The following is an 18107-nucleotide window of genomic DNA, read 5'->3' as shown; positions in this document are numbered from 1 at the left end:
AAGGAAGCATCTGACCGTTTTCCCGAGAACCGCGCTCGGTCACGCCGAACCCGTCTCCGCTTCGGCTCGGAGCGCCTTCATCGATAGAGAGGCCCCCATGGCAGCTTCCCCCGCCGTCCAGCCCGCCAACGACCCGACCGATTTCGTCGCCCTGGCCAAGGACGCCGCCGTGGGCGCCAAGGCTCTCGTCGCCGAGGCGACCGCCCGCGTGAAGGCGCGGGTGACGGGCCCCGAGGGCAAGCTCGATGCGGGCGCGCTGGAGCGCGAGCAGCACGCCGCCCACGGCCTGTCCTGGCTCGCTACCTACGGCGAGGCGGTGCGCGAACTCGCTGACTACGCCGAACGCCTCCAGGGCGAGGGCAGCTTCGGCGAGACCGAGGCGCTGCTCGTGAAGATCGGCGTCGGCGAATATCTCGACCAGATGTTCGGCGGCATCCCCATGAGCCAGGGCGAGATGGTCCGCCCGACCGCGCTCGGCTTCACCGCCGCCGAACTCGCGGGCCTGCGCACGCCGGCCATCGACGCCATGGTGGCGGAGGGCAACACGCCCGCCAACCGCGCCGCGCTGGTCGCCAGGATCCGGGAGGCCACCAGCGCGGGTGCAGCCACCATCGGTGCCTCGGGCCTCGACGAGGACATGGAGGCGATCCGCTCCGAGATGCGCCGCTTCGGCAAGGCCGAGGTGGTGGAGCAGGCCCACGAGTGGCACCTCGAGAACGCCTACATCCCGATGTCGATCATCGAGAAGATGGCCGAACTCGGCGTGTTCGGCCTCACCATCCCCGAGGAATACGGCGGCATGGGCATGCCCAAGGCCGCGATGTGCGTGGTCTCGGAGGAATTGTCCCGCGCCTATATCGGCGTCGGCTCGCTGGGCACCCGCTCGGAGATCGCCGCCGAGCTGATCCTGTGCGGCGGCACCGAGGAGCAGAAGCAGCGCTTCCTGCCGGGCATCGCCTCGGGCGACATCCTGCCCACCGCCGTCTTCACCGAGCCGAACACCGGCTCCGACCTCGCCTCGCTCCGCACCAAGGCCGTCAAGGACGGCGACCAGTGGAAGATCTCGGGCAACAAGACCTGGATCACCCACCCCGTGCGCGCCGATATCATGACCGTGCTCGTGCGCACGAAGCCCGAGGAGAAGGGCCACCGCGGCCTCTCGATGCTCATCGCCGAGAAGCCCCGCGGCACGGACGAGGAGCCCTTCCCGGTCCAGGGCCTGTCGGGCGGGGAGATCGAGGTGCTCGGCTACCGCGGCATGAAGGAGTACGAACTCTCCTTCGAAGACTTTGCGGTGCCCGCCGGTAACCTGCTCGGCGAGATCGAGGGCAAGGGCTTCGCTCAGCTGATGCAAACCTTCGAATCGGCCCGCATCCAGACCGCCGCCCGCGCCATCGGCGTGGCGCAATCGGCCCTCGACATCGGCCTGCGCTACGCCGAGGAGCGGGTGCAGTTCGGCAAGGCGCTGGTCGAGTTCCCGCGGGTGGCCGACAAGCTCGCGATGATGGCCGTCGAGATCAACATCGCCCGCCAGCTCACCTACTTCTCCGCCCGCGAGAAGGACGAGGGCAAGCGCTGCGACCTCGAGGCCGGCATGGCCAAGCTGCTCGGCGCCCGCGTCGCCTGGGCCGCGGCGGACAACGCCCTGCAGATCCACGGCGGCAACGGCTTCGCGCTGGAATACAAGATCAGCCGCGTGCTCTGCGACGCGCGCATCCTCTCGATCTTCGAGGGTGCCGCCGAGATCCAGGCCCAGGTCATCGCCCGGCGCCTGCTGGAACAGTAGTCAAGACACAACCGGTCCCCGGCCGGCCCTGTACTGGCCGAGGACGGATCATGCCCTCGATCCGGCCTGAATAGCCGGCTCATATACTTCCCCTCAACGAATGAGGGCCTAGCCGTGCTTCGATCCTCTCGGAGCACGGCCTTCGCTTGCCCATCCCGACATCAGACGCGCACGCCGTCGCGCTGGTCCAGCACTGGCGCAGCTGCCGGCCCCGGCCCGGGGCGATGCCGGGTTACGAAGCCGTCGTCCTGGGCCGGCTCGGCCGCTTGGCCGACCGCTGCGCCCTGGTCGCTACCCGCGAAGGCCGGGCCGAGCGCATCCTCTGGGGTGGTCCCGGATTTCGCGACTGGTTCGAGGACGAGATCCGCGACCGGCGGCTCGTGCAGATGCCCGACGAGATCCGCCGGCCGATCGAGGAGATCGGGGTCGCCGCCCTGCGCACCGGCGAGCCGGCCGGGGCCCGCTGCGACCGCATCACCGACAGCGTCGTCACCACCTGGAATCTCGTCGGCGTCCCGCTCGCCAACGGCAGCGGAACACCCCTCCTCCTCGTCCACGTCGACAGCGAGGGCGTGCGCACCGAACTGATGAAGGCGATGTTCGGCGCGACCGGCCAGGGCCTGATGGCGCTCGGCGCGGTCCGCGATGCGGATGGTGCGGTCGCGGACTTCAAGATCGTCGCCCTCAATCAGGGCGCCGCGGAGATACTCGGGCGGCCGGTCGCAAACCTGCAATGGCAGCGCCTGGGCGATCTCGTCCCGGTCCGGCTCGGTGTCACGCAACGGCTGTCGGGCGTTCTGGAATGCGCCGACCGGGCGACGTTCGAACTGGCCGTGCCGCGCGCCGAGGGGACGACGCTGCATCTGAAGGTGGAGGCGCAGGCCATCGGCGATCTCGTCGCTGTCGCCATGACCGATGTCGGGGACATCAAGGCGCGCGAGGCCTCGTTCCGCTTCCTGTTCGAGAGTAATCCGCTACCGATGTGGCTGGTCGATGGGGACTCGTCCCGCTTCGTCGCCGTGAACGAGGCGGCCATCGCGCATTACGGCTACAGCCGCGAGGCCTTCCTGGCCCGGAGCCTGCCGGACCTGTCGGAAGCCGGATCGTGCGGTTTCGCCCGTGACGGCCGCCTGCACCGTCATCGCCGGGCCGACGGCTCGCTGATCGAGGTGACGCTGTTCGAGCGCAGCCTCGCCTTCGAGGGCCGCCCGGCCGTGCTCGGCGCGGCCATCGACGTCACCGAGCAGCGCCGCGCCGAGGCGCGCATCACCCACATGGCCCACCACGATGCGCTGACGGGCCTGCCGAACCGGGCGCTGTTCACGACCCGCCTCGCGGAGGCGATCGCCGAGCAGGCTCGCACCGGCGCGGGCGCCGCCCTGCTCTGCCTCGACCTCGACAAGTTCAAGCTCGTCAACGACAGCCTCGGCCACCCGGCGGGCGACGCCCTGCTCCGGACGGTGGCGGACCGGATCACGGCCTGCCTGCGCGGGGAGGATCTGGTCGCACGCCTTGGCGGCGACGAGTTCGCGGTGTTGCTGCGCAACCTCGACGCCGCGACCGTGTCCACCGTCGCCGGCCGGATCATCGAGGCGTTGTCACGCCCGGTCAGGCTCGGCGACCGGGAGTGCCAGGTCGGCGTGAGCGTCGGCATCGTGTGCCTGCCCGAGCACGGGACGGATTCCGATACCCTGCTGCGCCACGCCGACCTCGCCCTCTACCGGGCAAAGGCGGATGGCGGCAGCGTTGCCCATTGTTTCGAGGCGGCGATGGACAGCTGGGACCGGTCCCGGCGCCGACGGGAGGCCGACCTGCACGAGGCCTTCGCCCGGGGCGATCTCACGCTCGCCTATCAGCCGGTCGTCGGCGTCCGCTCGCGGGAGATCGTCGGGTTCGAGGCGCTGCTGCGCTGGCACCACCCCGTCGAGGGCGCGATCCCGCCATCCGAATTCGTGCCGCTCGCAGAGGACACCGGCCTGATCGTCCCGATCGGCGCCTGGGTCCTGCGGCAAGCCTGCGCCGAGGCGAGCCTTTGGGCCGATCCGGCTCGGGTCGCGGTGAACCTCTCGCCGGTGCAATTCCGCGATCCGGGCCTCGTCGCGACGGTGCGTGAAGCGCTCGCCCTCTCCGGGCTCGCACCGCACCGCCTCGAACTGGAGGTCACGGAGTCGGTGCTGCTGGCCGCGAGCGAAGCCAACGTGGCGACGCTGCATGCCCTGCGGGATCTCGGCGTACGGATCGCCATGGACGATTTCGGAACGGGCTACTGCTCGCTGAGCTACCTGCAGAAATTTCCCTTCGACAAGATCAAGATCGACCGCTCCTTCGTGAGCCGGCTCGGCGAAAATCCGCACTCGACCGCGATCGTGCGGGCGGTGATCGGCCTCGGCGCGAGCCTCGGCATCGTCACCGTGGCCGAGGGCGTCGAGACCGAAGCCCAGTTCGCCCATCTGCGGGCCGATGGCTGCGGGGAAGTACAGGGCTACCTATTCGGTCGGCCGAGCCCTGCCGCGCAGGCCGTCGGACTGATCCGACGGGAGCCGGACCTCGCCGCCTGAGGCGGAAGGGCGGGCGGATCGCCCGCCCGGCCCCTTACTTCGTGATCTTCACGGACACCGGATCGCTCGACGGGAAGGTCTCCTCCAGCGCCTCGTCGAGGCGCTCGTCCTTCTCCTCCTTCGAGTTCTCGGGGATGGACTTGTCGCCCTGGCCGTCCTGCTGGAAGCCCTTGGGCTTGGTCTCGTCGGTCGGTTGGGTCTTGTCGGACACGGGGTACCTCGGGGTCTGTCGTCATACGCCGCAATGCGGCTCCGATGCGGACCAACGCGAGCGCGGCCTTCCTGTTTCGTGCCGTTCTGCGAACCGTCACGGTCCCGCAGGGGCCGCACCGCGCAGGCCCGGCCGTTCCATCGGGTGCAGAGCGGGGCGGACCTCGCGCATCACCAGGCCGTAGACCTGCTCCAGCCGGTCGAGATGCGCGTCGACGCTGAGCGGCGCCGACCAGTAGCGCTCGTAGGCGCGCTCGGCCATGCGGGCGGCCAGCGCGTCGTCCGACAGCCGGGTCAGGTGGGCGGCGAGCGCGCCGGCATCGCCGGAGCGGAACCAGAACCCGTTCTCGCCGTCCTCCACCGCCTCGCGCCCGGCGCAGGCATCGGAGACGATGACCGGGCAGCCGCAGGCGAGCGCCTCGTAGACGGTGAGCGGCTGGCCCTCGTACCAGATGCTCGGGAAGACGAGCGCCCGGGCCCGCCGCATCAGGGCCTGCACCTCGGGCCCGGTCTTCCAGCCCAGCATCACCGCCTCGGGATAGCGCGCCTTCAGCTCCGCCGCGTTCGGCCCGTCGCCGACGAAGACCGGGCGGATGCCGGCCCGCCGTGCGGCCTCGGCGAAGACCGGCGCGCCCTTCTCCGTCGAGATGCGACCGACGAACAGGACATCACCGCGTCCCTCGTGCCCGGGCGGTTGCCGCTCGACCGAGATCGGGTTGTCGATCCGGTGGAACACCGTGCGCGGGGGCAGAAGCGGCGCGATCACCCGCTCTTGGAGCGCGCTGATCGTGACCACGTGGCGGAACAGGTTGGGCAGGCCGGCGACGTGCTCCAGGCCGAGATGGCGCACCACCCGCAGGAGCTTGCGCGGGTAGGAGCGCGCGTCGCAATTCGTGGTGAGGCAGGCCGCCGACATCGGGGTGCGGTGGCAGATCCGGTCGGCCGGATACTCGTAGAAGCCGCCATTGGGGCAGACGAGGAAGAACTCGTGCATCGTGTAGAGACACGGCAGCCCCGACCGCCGGATCGCCGTGCCGATCGAGGGCGAGAGCGCCTTGGCGAAGGCGTGGACATGCACCAGCGTGTCCCGGGGATCGCACAGCCTCAGTTCCGCGGCGAGGCGGGCAGTGGCGCGGGCGTTCCAGATCGCCTGGGCGGCAAAGGCGAGCTTGTTCGTAGTGGAGGCGATGTCGTCCTGCCCGAGGCAGACCACCCGCACTCCGCTCTCGGCGAGCCGGGGATCGACCGGGCCGACGGCAGCGAACACCGTGACCCGGTGGCCGCGCAGGCGCAGGCCTACGGCGGAGTCGAGAGCGACCTTGGCTTGGCCGCCATTGATGTGGGCATGGTCGAGAACGAGGACGACGTGCACGGCGATTCCCGGTTCTTTCCCGCAGATCGTCCCGGCAGCCGGTAACCGGCTCACCTTCGACGCTCTGCGAACAGTTCGCCAACGTTTACCAGCCGGCAGTTGATCTCCCGTAAACCTTGAGAGCGGACGTTCGCCGCGCCGTCGCGACGTCTTCTCCGGAGCGTCGTTCTTGTCCGAGAATTGGGTCACCTGTCGGGATGACGCGCCCGCCTCTGTCCGGGATGCCTCCATGCATGTCGTGATTCTCGCTGAATTCGCCGCCGCCAGCGGGGGCGCCGAGAAGGTCGCGGTGGAATCTGCCCGCGCCCTGGCCGAGGCTGGCGCGGCGGTGACCTACATTCAGGCCATCACCGGCCCCGTCGATCCGCTGCTCGACCATCCGCGCCTGCACCGCATCGACCTCGGCCTGCCGGACGTGTGGTCGCTGCCGGCATGGCGTGGCGCAACGTCGGGGATCTGGAACAGCGAGGCCGCCGCGCGGCTCGCGAGCGCGCTCGACAGCCTGCCGGCGGCGCCCGACTGTCTTCACCTGCATCAGTGGACCCGCGCGCTCTCGCCCGCCGTGCTGCCGGTGCTGCTCGGCCGCGGCGTTCCCCTGGTGCTGACGCTGCACGACTACGCCCTCACCTGTCCCAACGGTGTCGATTACCGTTTCGATCGGGCCGAGCCCTGCGCGCTCGTCCCGCTGTCCGGCGCCTGCCTTGCGGCCGCCTGCGATCCGAAGAGCCGGCTGCACAAGCTGGTGCGGGTCGGCCGCGCTGCCGCGCTGCGGGTCGCGGCGCGAGGAGCCGACCTCGACGTCGTCCATGTCTGCGACGGCAGCCGTGCGCGGGTGGCGGGACGGTCCGGGGCCCTGCGCCTGCGCCATCACCGCATCGACAACCCGGTGCGGGTGGAGAAGCGGGCGCCGGCCATGCCGGCTTCGGGCGATGCGATCGTCTATGTCGGACGCCTGACTCCGGAGAAGGGCGCGGATCTCGTCGCCGAGGCCGCGCGACGGGCCGGACTGCCCGCGCTCTTCATCGGGGCCGGTCCGCTCGAAGCGCGTCTGCGGGCGGAGGGCGCCGAGGTGCTTGGCTGGAGAAGCCCGGAGGCCGTTGAGGCGATCCTGCGCCGCCGAGCGCGTGCGCTCTGCGCGCCCTCGCGCTGGGTCGAGACCGGGCCGCTCACCGTCTACGAGGCGCTGGCTCAAGGCATCCCCGTCGTGGCGTCGCTTCGCTCCGGCGCCGCGGAGAAGGTTGCGGACGGTGAGACCGGGTTCGTCGTCGAGCCGGAGGTGGCGGCGCTGGCCGGCGCCTTCGAGGCGCTCAAGGGCGACGCGCTGACCGCCCGTCTCGGCCGGGCGGCCTATGACCGGTACTGGCAAGCGCCGCTGACGCTCGCCGCCCACGCTCTTTCCCTGCTGGCATTGTATCGGCGGATCGAGGACGAAGTCAGGATGCGGCAGTGCGATATGAGTGAGGCTGCGGCCGAGCCTGTCGGTGTCCATTCCATAGGCAACACCCTTGGCAAAGGGCACTTTCCACCATTATAGTGCATAGTGGTCCGTCGCCCCGCCGAGCAGCGGTGCGACGGAATCACATTTCTTAACAGAAGCTTAGCTCAATGCGACGCCCTGCTGGACATTGCTGTCCGAGCGCTCGAAACTGTCCTTGACTTTCATGCTGCACCGCAACATATGAGGTGCGGGCCGGTTAGCTGCGGGGATGCTCTACACGCTCCCCGATACCGAATTCTCCCGGTCCGTCTGACAGGAGAGACAGATGAGCACCCAGAGCTTCGAGATCCCCGCAGAGTTCCGCGACTTCGCCGACAAGAGCGTCGATCAAGCTCGCAACGCCTTCGGTACGTTGCTGAACGGTGCGGTGAAGACCTCCGAGCAGCTCCGGAACTCGGCCTCGACCGTCCAGTCGACGCTGAACGCGGCGGTGCTCAAGAGCCTCGACCACGCCAAGACCAACGCCGACAGCACCTTCGACTACGTGCAGCGCGTCGTGCGCGCGAAGGACCCGCGCGAGGCCTTCGAGATCCAGTCCGAGTTCCTGAAGACCCAGTTCGCCGCGTTCCAGGCCCAGGCCAAGGAATACGGTGCCCTCGCTCAGAGCGCCGCTGGCCGCTAATCCGGTCCGGCTGCGGGCCCCGGCCCGCCTGGGGAGCATGGGAGGCCGAATCCGCGACGAGCGGGCTCGGCACGCCCGTGCTCCGACGCTATGCTCCGTCGCAGCGCTCCGGGCTCGGCTCGGACCCACGCTGAGGCAGAGGGTTTCGAACGAGGAGAAGGCCCATGTCGTCGAGCCGCCGCAGGGGACGCCCACCCGGAGCGCCCGCCACTACCCAGCCGCCGACCGTCACCGCAACGCCGTCCGAGGTCGCCGACGCCCTGTTGGCCGAGACGCCGGCCGACGCGAGCCTGGAGCCTAAGACGGACGAGACCGCGACCGAGACCGCCGAGGCTCAGCCCGTTGAGGCTCAAGCCGTGGAGGCCACCACCGAGCATTCCGCAGAGAGCGGTGCAGCCGAGGCCGTCGAACCGCCCGGCGAGTCCGCCCGGGTCGAGGCGCAGTCCGCCGCGGATGACCAGCCGGTCGCGCAGGCGGTCGAGGCACCCGAGGAGACGGTCACCGCCGCGTCGGATCAAGTGCCTGCCGTGACGGCCGAACCGGAAGTCGTCGCGTTCGAAGTGGCCGAAACCGTCGAGACGGTGACCGAGACGCACGCCCGGACCGCGCTGCTCCCGACGCTGGCCGAGGCCAATCCCGACGCCAAGCCCGAAGCCAGGACGTCCGAGGATGTCCGGTCGAAGCCGCAAAGCGTCCGCATCGGCGCGAACTTCGCTTTCGCGCCGACGCTCGCGCCGCTCACCGAGATCAACGCGAAGCTGTTCGCCTTCGCGCGTGGAGAGGGCGAGGCGGTCATCGCCCATTTCCAGGCCCTCGCCCGGGCCAAGTCCCCGGCGGAGGCGATCCGCCTCCAGGTGACGGAGATGCAGCGTGCCGCCGACGCCTCGCTGAGCTGCTTCAGCGACATCGTCCGCAGCGCCAACCGCCTGAACGACAACGCCCGCCGGCACTGAAAGCCAGCACCGGCCGGGACACGAGATCGGGGCAGTCGCCATCGGGCGGCTGCCCTTTTTCGTCGGTCCACACGGTCGTCCGGAGGTGAAACTCACCCCACAGCGAAACCCGAGCAGAGCCGAAGCCGACCAAGGACAAGACTTGCCTGGGGCGGGCGCCGACGCTTGGGGCGTGCCTGACAGCAAGACGCGCGCGGCCGACATCGCATGCCGGCCGACGATGCATGACGCGGACGCTGCACCAGCCCCTCGCGCGCTGCGGTCGCAGGGGCTACATAGCCCGCCACCGCTCCAGCGACCTCCGGAGACCTCGCATGCCCTCCTCGCCGCTCCTGCCGGCCTGCCTCTTATCCGTGCTTCTCGCCGCCGCGCCCGCGAGCGCGCAGATGGCGAACACCCCCGGAAAGCCCGCCGCGGAGAAGGCCTCCCCGGACAAGGCGGTGCCTCTGTCGAAGGGCGAGATCCAGCTCTCCTTCGCACCCGTGGTGAAGCGGGCCGCGCCCTCCGTGGTCAACGTCTATGCCTCCCATGTCGAGAAGCGCTCCGCCCGCTCCAACGCCATGGAGGAGTTCATGCGCCGCTTCTTCGGCGAGGACCGTCCGGGCCGCGGCCCCAGCGGCATGCCCGGCGAGCGGGCACAGCGCTCCCTGGGCTCGGGCGTGATCGTCGACGGCTCGGGCCTCGTCATCACCAACAACCACGTCATCGAGAACATGAACGAGGTGAAGGTGGCGCTCGCCGACAAGCGCGAGTTCGAGGCGCAGATCGTGCTGCGCGACCCCCGCACCGACCTCGCCGTGCTCAGGATCAAGGGTCCGGCCGACATCGCCTCGATGCCGATCGGTGATTCCGACCACTTGGAGGTCGGCGACTTCGTGATGGCGATCGGCAACCCCTTCGGTGTCGGACAGACCGTAACGCAGGGCATCGTCTCGGCGCTCGCCCGCACCCAGGTCGGATCGTCGGACTACCAGTTCTTCATCCAGACCGACGCGGCGATCAATCCGGGCAATTCGGGCGGCGCGCTGGTGGACCTGAAGGGGCATCTCGTCGGCATCAACACCGCGATCTATTCGCAGTCCGGCGGCAGCCACGGTATCGGCTTCGCCATCCCCGCGAGCATGGTCCGCGCCGTGGTGGAGACCGCCAAGAGCGGCGGCAGCCTCGTGCGCCGGCCCTGGCTCGGGGCACGGGTGCAGGGCGTGACCCCGGACATCGCCGAGAGCGTCGGGCTCGACCGGCCGACCGGTGTGCTGGTGGCGAGCATGCAGGCCAAGAGTCCGGCCGAGGAAGCCGGCCTCAAGCGCGGCGACGTGATCCTCACGATCGACGGACAGACCGTCGAAGATCCGGAAGCCTTCGGCTACCGCTACGCCCTCAAGGGCATTTCCGGCACGGCCGATTTCGGCATCCTGCGCGGCACCAAGCGGCAGACGATTGCCGTCAAGCTCGGACCGGCGCCGGAGACGCGGCCCCGCGATAGCCTCAAAGTCCGCTCCCGCACGCCGTTCGCGGGCGCAACCTTCGTCAACACCTCGCCCGCGGTGGGCGAGGAGCTTCAGGCGGACCTGCCGGACGAGGGCGTGGCGGTGACCACCGTAGAGGACGGCTCGCTCGCCGGCCGGGCGGGGTTCCGCAAGGGTGACGTGATCGTGGCGATCAACGGCATGCCGATCACCTCGACCAAGGATCTGGAGCGGGTGACGCAGCGCAATCTCGGCCTGTGGGAGGTCGCGATCAACCGGGGCGGCGAGGTTCTGACCTCGGTGTTCGGCGGGTAGGCCCCCCGGCCTCCTCCCGACGACCTCTCCCGGACCTCGGCCGGCGCGATGCCGGGTGCGCTGGCACTCATCCGTAGGGGTGTGGCGGCCCTAAGGTGGCGCTCGGGCTGGCGGGCCGCCCGTTCGTTTTCCGATGTTTCGTCGATCCTGCGCGACGCAATCCGGTAACCGTACGAGGCAATCCGCCGGCAACCAGGGGGCGGTAGAACCGCCCCACGCGAGAGCCGAAGGCTCCGGTCTGGAGGGGCGGACATCATGCGGGACCTGATCAAGATCGCGGCGGCCGGAACGGTGATGGCCGCCTATGCGCTTCTCGCGCCGTCCCTCGTCGAAGCGGTGCCGAGCCCGGCCGGCTCGGCAAAAGCCTTCACCCAGCGCCTGCCGCAGGCGGGTGGCGCGGTTCCGGTGAGTGCCCGGATCGACGACGGTGCGCCGGTTCCGGGCCAGTTCGTGGTGACCCGCCGGCCGCTTCTGGTCGGCATCTCGGCGGGTGCAGCCTCCCGGTGACCACCGCGGACACATCGCTGCTCGCGGCGGCGTTCCTGCTCGGCCTCGGAGCGGCCGTTCTCCTCAACGCCCTGTTGACCTGAGTGACTCTACCGGGCCTCGGCGGGCGTTGCGGAGGCGCTTCAGGCGGCCACGCCGGCCAGGGCGTGGCGGTTGCCGTTCAAGCCCGCGCAGAGATCGTCGATCTCGGTCACGTCGAGGGCCTCGCCGCTGCCGGCGGCGATGGTGTCGATCAGGTCGTCCTTGCGAGGATCGAACGGATGTCCCTGCATCCGGTAGAATTGATAGTAGCGCAACGCCGCCAGAAGCGTGTCGCGTTCGCGGGCGGTCACATTGAGGTTCTGCGTGGTCATGGGCTTCCCCTTGGCTTGCAACGAACGCCGAGGCGAGACCGCGCGAGACTCGCCTAGCTTGACCGTTGTAGCCGCTGAGTCGCAGCCTCGTCTATGACATGTGGGGGGATCGCGCGGAGTGCAGCGCATCCCGGTGATCGACGGGAGCGGCCCCTTCCCTCCCCGCCTCGGGCGAGACGGTCGAGAGGGCGGCTGGGTCGAGCCCGTAGTAATCTTCCAGAATCCGCGGGTAGACGGTCGGCCGGAACGGCGCGCGGGCGGCCCAGAGCGCGTCGATGGGAAGCGCGAGCAGGGCCGCGTTCAGCCGCTGCGGGTCGTCGGCCAGGGCCGGATCGAGGCGATGGCCCGCCCCGCTCTCGCGCAGGCGCTCGGCCTGGGCGCCGAGGTCGAAGGTCACCGGCGGCACCCCCGCTGCCAGCGCGAGCGAGAGCGTGTAGCAGTAGGTCTCCGGCCAGATCGAGGGGAGCAGGACGAGATCCGGATCGAGCCGGGCGATCTCGGCGAGCGCCGCCGCGTCGCTGCCGTAGAGGCCGGTCTCGCGCACACCCGCCGCCTCCATGGCGCGCGGCTCGGCGGAGTGCCCGACGATCGTGAACACGATCGGCAATTGCCGCAGCCGGGCGTCGAGGGCGAGATTGTGGACCACGTCGTAGCCCTTGTGCGCGCCGATCGATCCGATCACCGCGACCCGCAGCGGCCCCTCCCGGCGCTGGCGCGCCTTGAGTTCCACGCCGGCCAGCGTCTCCTCGTGCGGGCGCAAAGCGATGCGGTCGAGGTGCAGCGTGCTGCCGATGCGATCCGCGAGATCGGCCGAGGGGGCGAACACCGCCCGGGCGCGGTCGAGGAACCCGGCCCAGTCCCGCCGCCGCTCGGCGGGATCGGGTAGGACGATCCCGTCGGCGTCGCGGTCGAGGCGGATGCAGTCGCGGCAGGCGGCGGGCTCCGCCAGCCCGCAATAGACGCCGTCGGGCCGCACGAGGTTGTTGCGGTGGCAGACCGAGGCGTAGTCGTGCAGCGTCACGTCGTAGCCGCTGCCCGCCGCCTCGATCAGCCGCATCGCCGCGCGGGTCGAGGGCGCATCGAGCCCCGCCAGCGAGTGGACATGCACCATCGCCGGGCCGAGCCAGCCGATGAGTTCGGCGAGGAGATCCGCATCCCGGTCGAGGGAAAGCGGATCGAGGATCGAGACGGGAAAATCGATTCCGCCCGCTCCGGGCAGGCCGAGCCTGAACCCACCGGGCTCGTCGGTGCGCAGATAGACGACGGCGAGTCCGGCCTCGGCGAGCCGGAGGCTCAGCGCCTCGATATGGGTCTCGACGCCACCGCCGAAATCGTGGGTCACGATCAAGGCGATACCGCGCCCGGCACTCGCGGCGGTGCGCCGGGCGAAGCGGTAGAGGTCGAGGCGGCGCCGGGCAAAGCGAGCGGGATCCACCTCGATGTGGTTGTGGACCCGGCGCTGGTAGTCGGGGTGCTTGGTCAGGATCGCGCGGAAGATGTCCGCGCCCTTGGTCGCGAGCAGCGCGCCGAAGGAGACGCTGCCGGAGTGGAACACGAAGATGTCGTGGGCCAGGAGGTTGATGAAGCCCGCCTTGAGGGCGCGCATGCAGAAATCGTTCTCCTCGCCGTAGCCGCGCCCGAAGGTCTCGGCGTCGAGAAGGCCTACCGCCGCGATCGCCTCCCGTCGCATCGCCATGCAGAAACCGACGCCGGTCGGCACCGGCGAACTCGTGCGGGCGTTGCAGGCGCGGGTGAAGGCGTCGATCTCGGCGGGCGTGATTTCGAGCCGGGCTTGATTATCGACGTTCGGCCGCGGGTAGCTGCAGATCGTGGCGTTGTTGGAGAACGGCGTGACCGTCGCGACGCGGGGATCGGCGTCGAGGTGCCAGAGCAGGCGGTCGAGCCAGTCGCCGTAGACGACGACGTCGGCATTGAGGAGCACGACGTCCTTGCCCGCGGCCCGTTCCAGGCCGCGGTTGCAGGTTCGCACGAAGCCGAGATTCGCGTCGTTGACGAGGTGGGCGAACAGGCCCCGGCCGCCGAGGTCGGCGAGCGCCGCGCTGAGCCGCGGATCGGGGCTGCAATCGTCGATGACGAGGAGGGCGAAGGGCGTAGCCTGCGGCGCGCTCAGCACCGCGTGGATCGCCCGCAGGGTGTCGTCGTAGCCCTTGTAGACGGGCATGATCAGCACGGCCCGCGCCGAAGCAAGGTCGGCGGCGGGCTGTGCCTGCTCCCACTCGGCCGGGCTCGGCGCGACCTGCGCCGGCCATGTGCCGAGGCCGAACGGCGTCGGCCGGAAGCCGCGCGCCCGGCCTACCGCAAGGTAGTGGAAGAACGGGTTCACCCCCGCCCCGATCTCCCGCCGGTAATGCTTGCGGTAGAACCGCACCGAGAAGTCGGGGCTCGGGTCGCGGTCCTCGCGGGCACCGAAATCGAGGAAATGGCGGACCGGATCGACGCCGGAGCGGCGGATGTCGGGATTGGTGTCGAGGTAGTGCTCCCGATCGAAGGCCGCCGCCACCGTCTCGTAGATCTGCGCGTCGGTGGCCTCCGCGGGGTCGACGGGAAGCGACGCCGCTTGCGGCTTGGTGCGCCGCGCAGGTGGGGCGGCGGCCTCCGAGGCCTGGAGCCGCCGCGTCGCGGCAAAATGATAGAGTGGGCTGACGCCGAGGCGCCGCATATGCGCGTGGCGCTGCAGGTAGGCATCACCCGAGAAAGCGTCGTTCGGGTCGAGTCCGCGTCGCCAGCCCTTGGTCAGGTAGTGGGCGAGCGGATCCTCGCCTCCTTCGAGACCGGCGAGGCGGGCATAGTACGGCGCATCGAAGTAGGGCTCGACCAGGCTGGCCTGGAGCGCGGAGAAATCCGGACCCGGCTGCGTCGCGACCCGCAGCCGCTCGGCCGGCGAGAGCCCGGCATAATGGAGAAGCGGGTTGATCGGCGCCCGGTCGGCGAGGTGGCGGTCGGCGTAGAACAGCGTCGAGAACACCGCGGACGGGTCGCGGCCTTCCAGCCAGCCATGGTCGAGGTAGTGCCGAAGCGGATCGCCGCCGCCCGCGGCCACGTCGGGATAGGCCGAGCGGTAGAAGGCGGGATCGAAGAAGGGGGCGGCCATCGCGGCATCGCGGCGCTTGGGCCGAAACAGCTTCGGCAGCTTGATCACGGCCACATTCCTCGACAACGCCAATACCGGGCCCCGCACCGGGATCGGCCCTTCGAAATGCATGGAAACGAAGTGTGGCGCGGCCGGGGCGACGCCATCCCCATACAGCATCGTCCCGGATGGTGGCGGCCGGCTTCCACGAAAATGACGTTGCGCGCCGATCCGGTGACGCAGGCGCGGTCGCCCACGCGAGAATGCGCCCGAACCTCTTCCCCCATGGCGGGGTTCGGCTCTAAGAGTGCCTCACAACACTCCCGATCACCGTACGGTTGCTTTCCGGGCGCGACGGCGCAACGGGAGTTTTGTGAGAGACACTCAAGCATCGGTGCCGCCTCAGGGGCGGTCAGCAGTGCGGCTTGGCCCCGGGAGGGCACGATTTCGGACGGTCTCTGGTCTTCGGCGCTCGGCCTCATTGCGGTCGTCGCGCTCGTCTTCGCCAACGGCTTCTTCGTCGCGGCGGAATTCTCCCTCGTCGCGGTGCGGCGCAGCCGGGTCGCCGAACTGGTCAACGAGGGTCGGCTCAATGCCAGGGCGCTTCAGCGCGCCACCGACCGGCTCGACGCGCATCTCGCCGCGACGCAGCTCGGCATCACCCTCTCCTCGCTGGCTCTCGGCTGGGTCGGCGAGCCGGCCTTGGCTCACCTGATCGAACCGCTGCTCTACTGGCTGCCGGAGACCGCCGCCGGCCCCACCGCGCACACGCTGGCCGTGGCTTTGGCCTTTGCCGTCATCACCACCTTGCACATCGTGCTGGGCGAGCTGGCGCCGAAAAGCCTCGCGCTCCAGCGCAGCGAGCGCACGGCGCTCGTGATCGTGCGGCCGCTGACCCTGTTCCTGTTGGTGTTCGGCCCGGCGATCCACCTCCTCAACAGCCTCGGCAACGGGGTGCTGCGGCTCCTCGGCCTGAGGCCGGGCGAGGGCGAGGGAAACCTCCCCTCGCCGAAGGAACTCAGCCTGCTCGTCACCGCGAGCCATGAGGCGGGCCTGCTGCACGAGGCGCAGGAGGATGCGGTGGCGCGCATCCTCGCCATCGGTGAGCGGCGCATCCGCGAGATCATGACGCCGCGCAACGAGGTGGATTGGGTCGATCTCGACGATTCCCAGGAGGAGATCATCGAGGCGGTGCGCACCTGCCGCCACGAGCAGCTCGTCGTGAGCCGGGCGCAGATCGACGACGTCGTCGGCGTGCTGCGCAAGCAGGATCTGCTCGACCAGTTCCTCGACGGCAAGCCGCTCGATGTGAAGGGGGCGACCCGCGAGCCCATCGTCGTCCACGAGGGGTTGGCGATCCTCAAGGTGCTGGAGATGTTCCAGACCAAGCCGGTGCGCATGGCGATCGTCGTCGACGAGTACGGCAGCCTGGAGGGCATCGTCACCCAGACCGACCTGCTGGAGGCGATGGCCGGCGAGATCCCCGAGCCCGGCGAGGAGCGGATGGTGGTCGAGCGCGAGGACGGCTCGCTGCTCATCGACGGCATGATATCGGCGACCGACGCGTTCGATCGCCTCGGCTTTCCGGAGCGCCCGCGCTCGGACGACTTTTCCACGCTCGCGGGCTTCTTCATCGTCCAGCTCGGACGCATCCCGACGGAGGGCGATGCGATCGAGACCCAGGGCTGGCGGATCGAGGTCGTCGACATGGACGGGCGGCGCATCGACAAGGTGCTCGCCACCCGCCTGCCGGACGCTTGAGCCGCGCGATGTCCAACATCTTCGTTCTGACGGGTGCCGGGATCTCCGCCGAAAGCGGCCTCGGCACGTTCCGCGACACGGACGGCGCGTGGGCCCGGTTCGATCCGATGCGCCTTGCGACGCCCGAAGGCTTCGCCGCCGATCCGGTGCTGGTCCACGACTTCTACAACCATCGCCGCCGCGACGCCCGCGCCGCCGCATCGAACCCTGCCCACATGGCGCTGGCCCGGCTGGAAGCGGGCTTGGCAGAGCGCGGCGGCCGGCTGTTCCTGTGCACGCAGAACATCGACGATCTGCACGAGCGGGCCGGCTCGCGCCACGTGGTGCACATGCACGGTGAGTTGCTGAAGGCCCGCTGCACCGCCTGCGCAGCGGGCACCGTCTGGCACGAGGATCTCACCGTCGAGACCCCCTGCCCGCATTGTGGTCATAGTGGAGACATGCGGCCCGACGTGGTGTGGTTCGGCGAGATGCCCCACCACCTCGAAGCGATCGACGAGGCGCTCGCCGAGGCCGACCTGTTCGTGGCGATCGGCACCTCCGGCGCGGTCTACCCGGCGGCGGGCTATGTGGCGCAGGCCCGCGCCTTCGGCATCCCGACGCTCGCCCTCACGCTCGAGGCCGCCGACAATGCCGGCCTGTTCGAGGCGACCCGGCTCGGGCGCGCGAGCGAGACGGTGCCGGCCTTTGTCGCGGAGGTGCTGAGTCGATCGGCGTGATTCCACCGCCGTCATCGCGAGACGGGGCGGGAGCGATCCGATGTGCGCCCCTTCCGGACAGGACGCCCCCTGGACTGCTTCGCTCGGGAGTGATGGCAGCGGCTACCGCTGCGGCCCGTAGGGTGGGCGCGGAATTGCGCGGTGAGCCGCGCGGAGCGCCGCCGACCAGCGCTCGCGCAGATCGTGGAAGTAGCTCTCGCCGGCCTCGATGCGGTGGCTCACTTCGAGGTCGAGGGCGCCGCGGCGCTGCACGGCGATATCGATCGGCAGGCCGACGCCGAGATTCGAGCGCATGGTCGAATCCATCGAGACGAGGCCCACCTTCAGCGCGTCGTAGAGGTCGGTCTCGAAGGTCACGGCCCGGTCGAGGATCGGCTTGCCGTACTTATGCTCGCCGATCTGAAGGAAGGGCGCCTCGCGGCTGCACTCGATGAAGTTGCCGGCCGAGTAGATCATGAACAGCCGCATCGGCTCGGTGCCGATCTGGCCACCGAAGAGGAACGAGACCTCCATGCGCAAGTTGGCCGCCTCGAACCCGGCCGACTCGATCTCGCGCACCCGGCGAATCGCCCGGCCGACGAGCTGAGCCGCCTTGAACATCGTAGCCGCGTCTTCGAGCTTCGGCGGCGTCTCGCCCTCGATGTCGTCCACGCCCTCGCGAAGCATGCTGAGCACCGACTGCGTCATGGAGAGATTGCCGGCGGAGGCCAGCATCATCACGCGCTCATTGGGCGTGTTGAACATGTGCAGCTTGCGGAAGGTCGAGATGTTGTCGAGCCCCGCATTGGTGCGGGTGTCGGCGATCATCACCAGCCCGTCCTCGACGAGCACTCCGACGCAGTAGGTCATGGCGGTCGCCGCCTCAGGCAGGGGCCCGTGCGCCGGGCAGGTTCGGG

14 protein-coding genes are annotated in these 18107 nt (G+C 69.9%); 9 read left to right on the top strand and 5 right to left on the bottom strand.

Translation table 11 applies throughout. The annotated features are described in order from the left end of the window. Nucleotides 1-97: 97 nt before the first annotated feature. Nucleotides 98-1786 (top strand): acyl-CoA dehydrogenase family protein, encoded by a 1689-nt coding sequence (locus tag MKK50_RS09720; protein ID WP_499021904.1) that lies wholly within the window; start codon nt 98-100, stop codon nt 1784-1786. A gap of 224 nt (nt 1787-2010) precedes the next feature. Continuing rightward, a complete protein-coding gene (locus MKK50_RS09715; protein WP_499021903.1) occupies nt 2011-4344 on the top strand; it encodes a putative bifunctional diguanylate cyclase/phosphodiesterase in 2334 nt (777 codons plus the stop codon). 34 nt (nt 4345-4378) lie between these two features. On the opposite strand, the gene MKK50_RS09710 is transcribed toward MKK50_RS09715, so the two are convergent. Next, a complete protein-coding gene (locus tag MKK50_RS09710; protein WP_253372694.1) occupies nt 4379-4555 on the bottom strand; it encodes a hypothetical protein in 177 nt (58 codons plus the stop codon). Between the two features lie 96 nt (nt 4556-4651). Then, nucleotides 4652-5926, bottom strand: coding sequence for a glycosyltransferase family 4 protein (locus tag MKK50_RS09705; RefSeq protein WP_499021901.1), 1275 nt, complete (start codon nt 5924-5926; stop codon nt 4652-4654). A 229-nt stretch (nt 5927-6155) separates the two neighbouring features. Here MKK50_RS09705 and MKK50_RS09700 point away from each other — a divergent pair, with 229 nt between their 5' ends. From MKK50_RS09700 to MKK50_RS09680, 5 genes are all read left to right on the top strand, one after another. Continuing rightward, nucleotides 6156-7460, top strand: a complete 1305-nt coding sequence (locus MKK50_RS09700) for a glycosyltransferase family 4 protein (protein WP_499021899.1) — start codon at nt 6156-6158, stop codon at nt 7458-7460. Between the two features lie 229 nt (nt 7461-7689). Then, a complete protein-coding gene (locus MKK50_RS09695; RefSeq protein WP_253372700.1) occupies nt 7690-8046 on the top strand; it encodes a phasin in 357 nt (118 codons plus the stop codon). A 164-nt stretch (nt 8047-8210) separates the two neighbouring features. Continuing rightward, nucleotides 8211-8999: a phasin family protein gene (locus MKK50_RS09690; protein ID WP_499021897.1), complete on the top strand. Its 789-nt coding sequence runs from the start codon at nt 8211-8213 to the stop codon at nt 8997-8999. Between the two features lie 314 nt (nt 9000-9313). Then, a complete protein-coding gene (locus MKK50_RS09685; RefSeq protein WP_499021895.1) occupies nt 9314-10780 on the top strand; it encodes a DegQ family serine endoprotease in 1467 nt (488 codons plus the stop codon). A 255-nt stretch (nt 10781-11035) separates the two neighbouring features. Further along, nucleotides 11036-11287, top strand: a complete 252-nt coding sequence (locus MKK50_RS09680) for a hypothetical protein (RefSeq protein ID WP_253372706.1) — start codon at nt 11036-11038, stop codon at nt 11285-11287. Nucleotides 11288-11409: 122 nt separating this feature from the next. Here the strand turns inward: MKK50_RS09680 and MKK50_RS09675 are convergent, their stop codons facing one another. Together MKK50_RS09675 and MKK50_RS09670 are read right to left on the bottom strand one after the other, a co-directional pair. After that, a complete protein-coding gene (locus MKK50_RS09675) occupies nt 11410-11640 on the bottom strand; it encodes a hypothetical protein (protein ID WP_253372708.1) in 231 nt (76 codons plus the stop codon). A 91-nt stretch (nt 11641-11731) separates the two neighbouring features. Beyond that, a complete protein-coding gene (locus MKK50_RS09670; protein ID WP_499021893.1) occupies nt 11732-14800 on the bottom strand; it encodes a glycosyltransferase in 3069 nt (1022 codons plus the stop codon). Nucleotides 14801-15175: 375 nt separating this feature from the next. Here MKK50_RS09670 and MKK50_RS09665 point away from each other — a divergent pair, with 375 nt between their 5' ends. Together MKK50_RS09665 and MKK50_RS09660 are read left to right on the top strand one after the other, a co-directional pair. Continuing rightward, a complete protein-coding gene (locus MKK50_RS09665) occupies nt 15176-16492 on the top strand; it encodes a hemolysin family protein (protein WP_253374080.1) in 1317 nt (438 codons plus the stop codon). 8 nt (nt 16493-16500) lie between these two features. Beyond that, entirely contained in the window at nt 16501-17211 is a 711-nt protein-coding gene (locus MKK50_RS09660) for an NAD-dependent deacylase (RefSeq protein ID WP_499021891.1), read from the top strand. 102 nt (nt 17212-17313) lie between these two features. Here MKK50_RS09660 and MKK50_RS09655 read toward each other — a convergent pair whose 3' ends face one another. Continuing rightward, nucleotides 17314-18060: a proteasome-type protease gene (locus tag MKK50_RS09655; RefSeq protein ID WP_253374081.1), complete on the bottom strand. Its 747-nt coding sequence runs from the start codon at nt 18058-18060 to the stop codon at nt 17314-17316. Nucleotides 18061-18107 lie beyond the last annotated feature (47 nt).

This window comes from Methylobacterium sp. J-043 (genome assembly GCF_022829505.1).
In the GTDB taxonomy this organism is placed as follows: Bacteria; Pseudomonadota; Alphaproteobacteria; order Rhizobiales; family Beijerinckiaceae; genus Methylobacterium; species Methylobacterium extorquens_A.
This window is presented reverse-complemented; position numbering and strand designations above follow the sequence as displayed.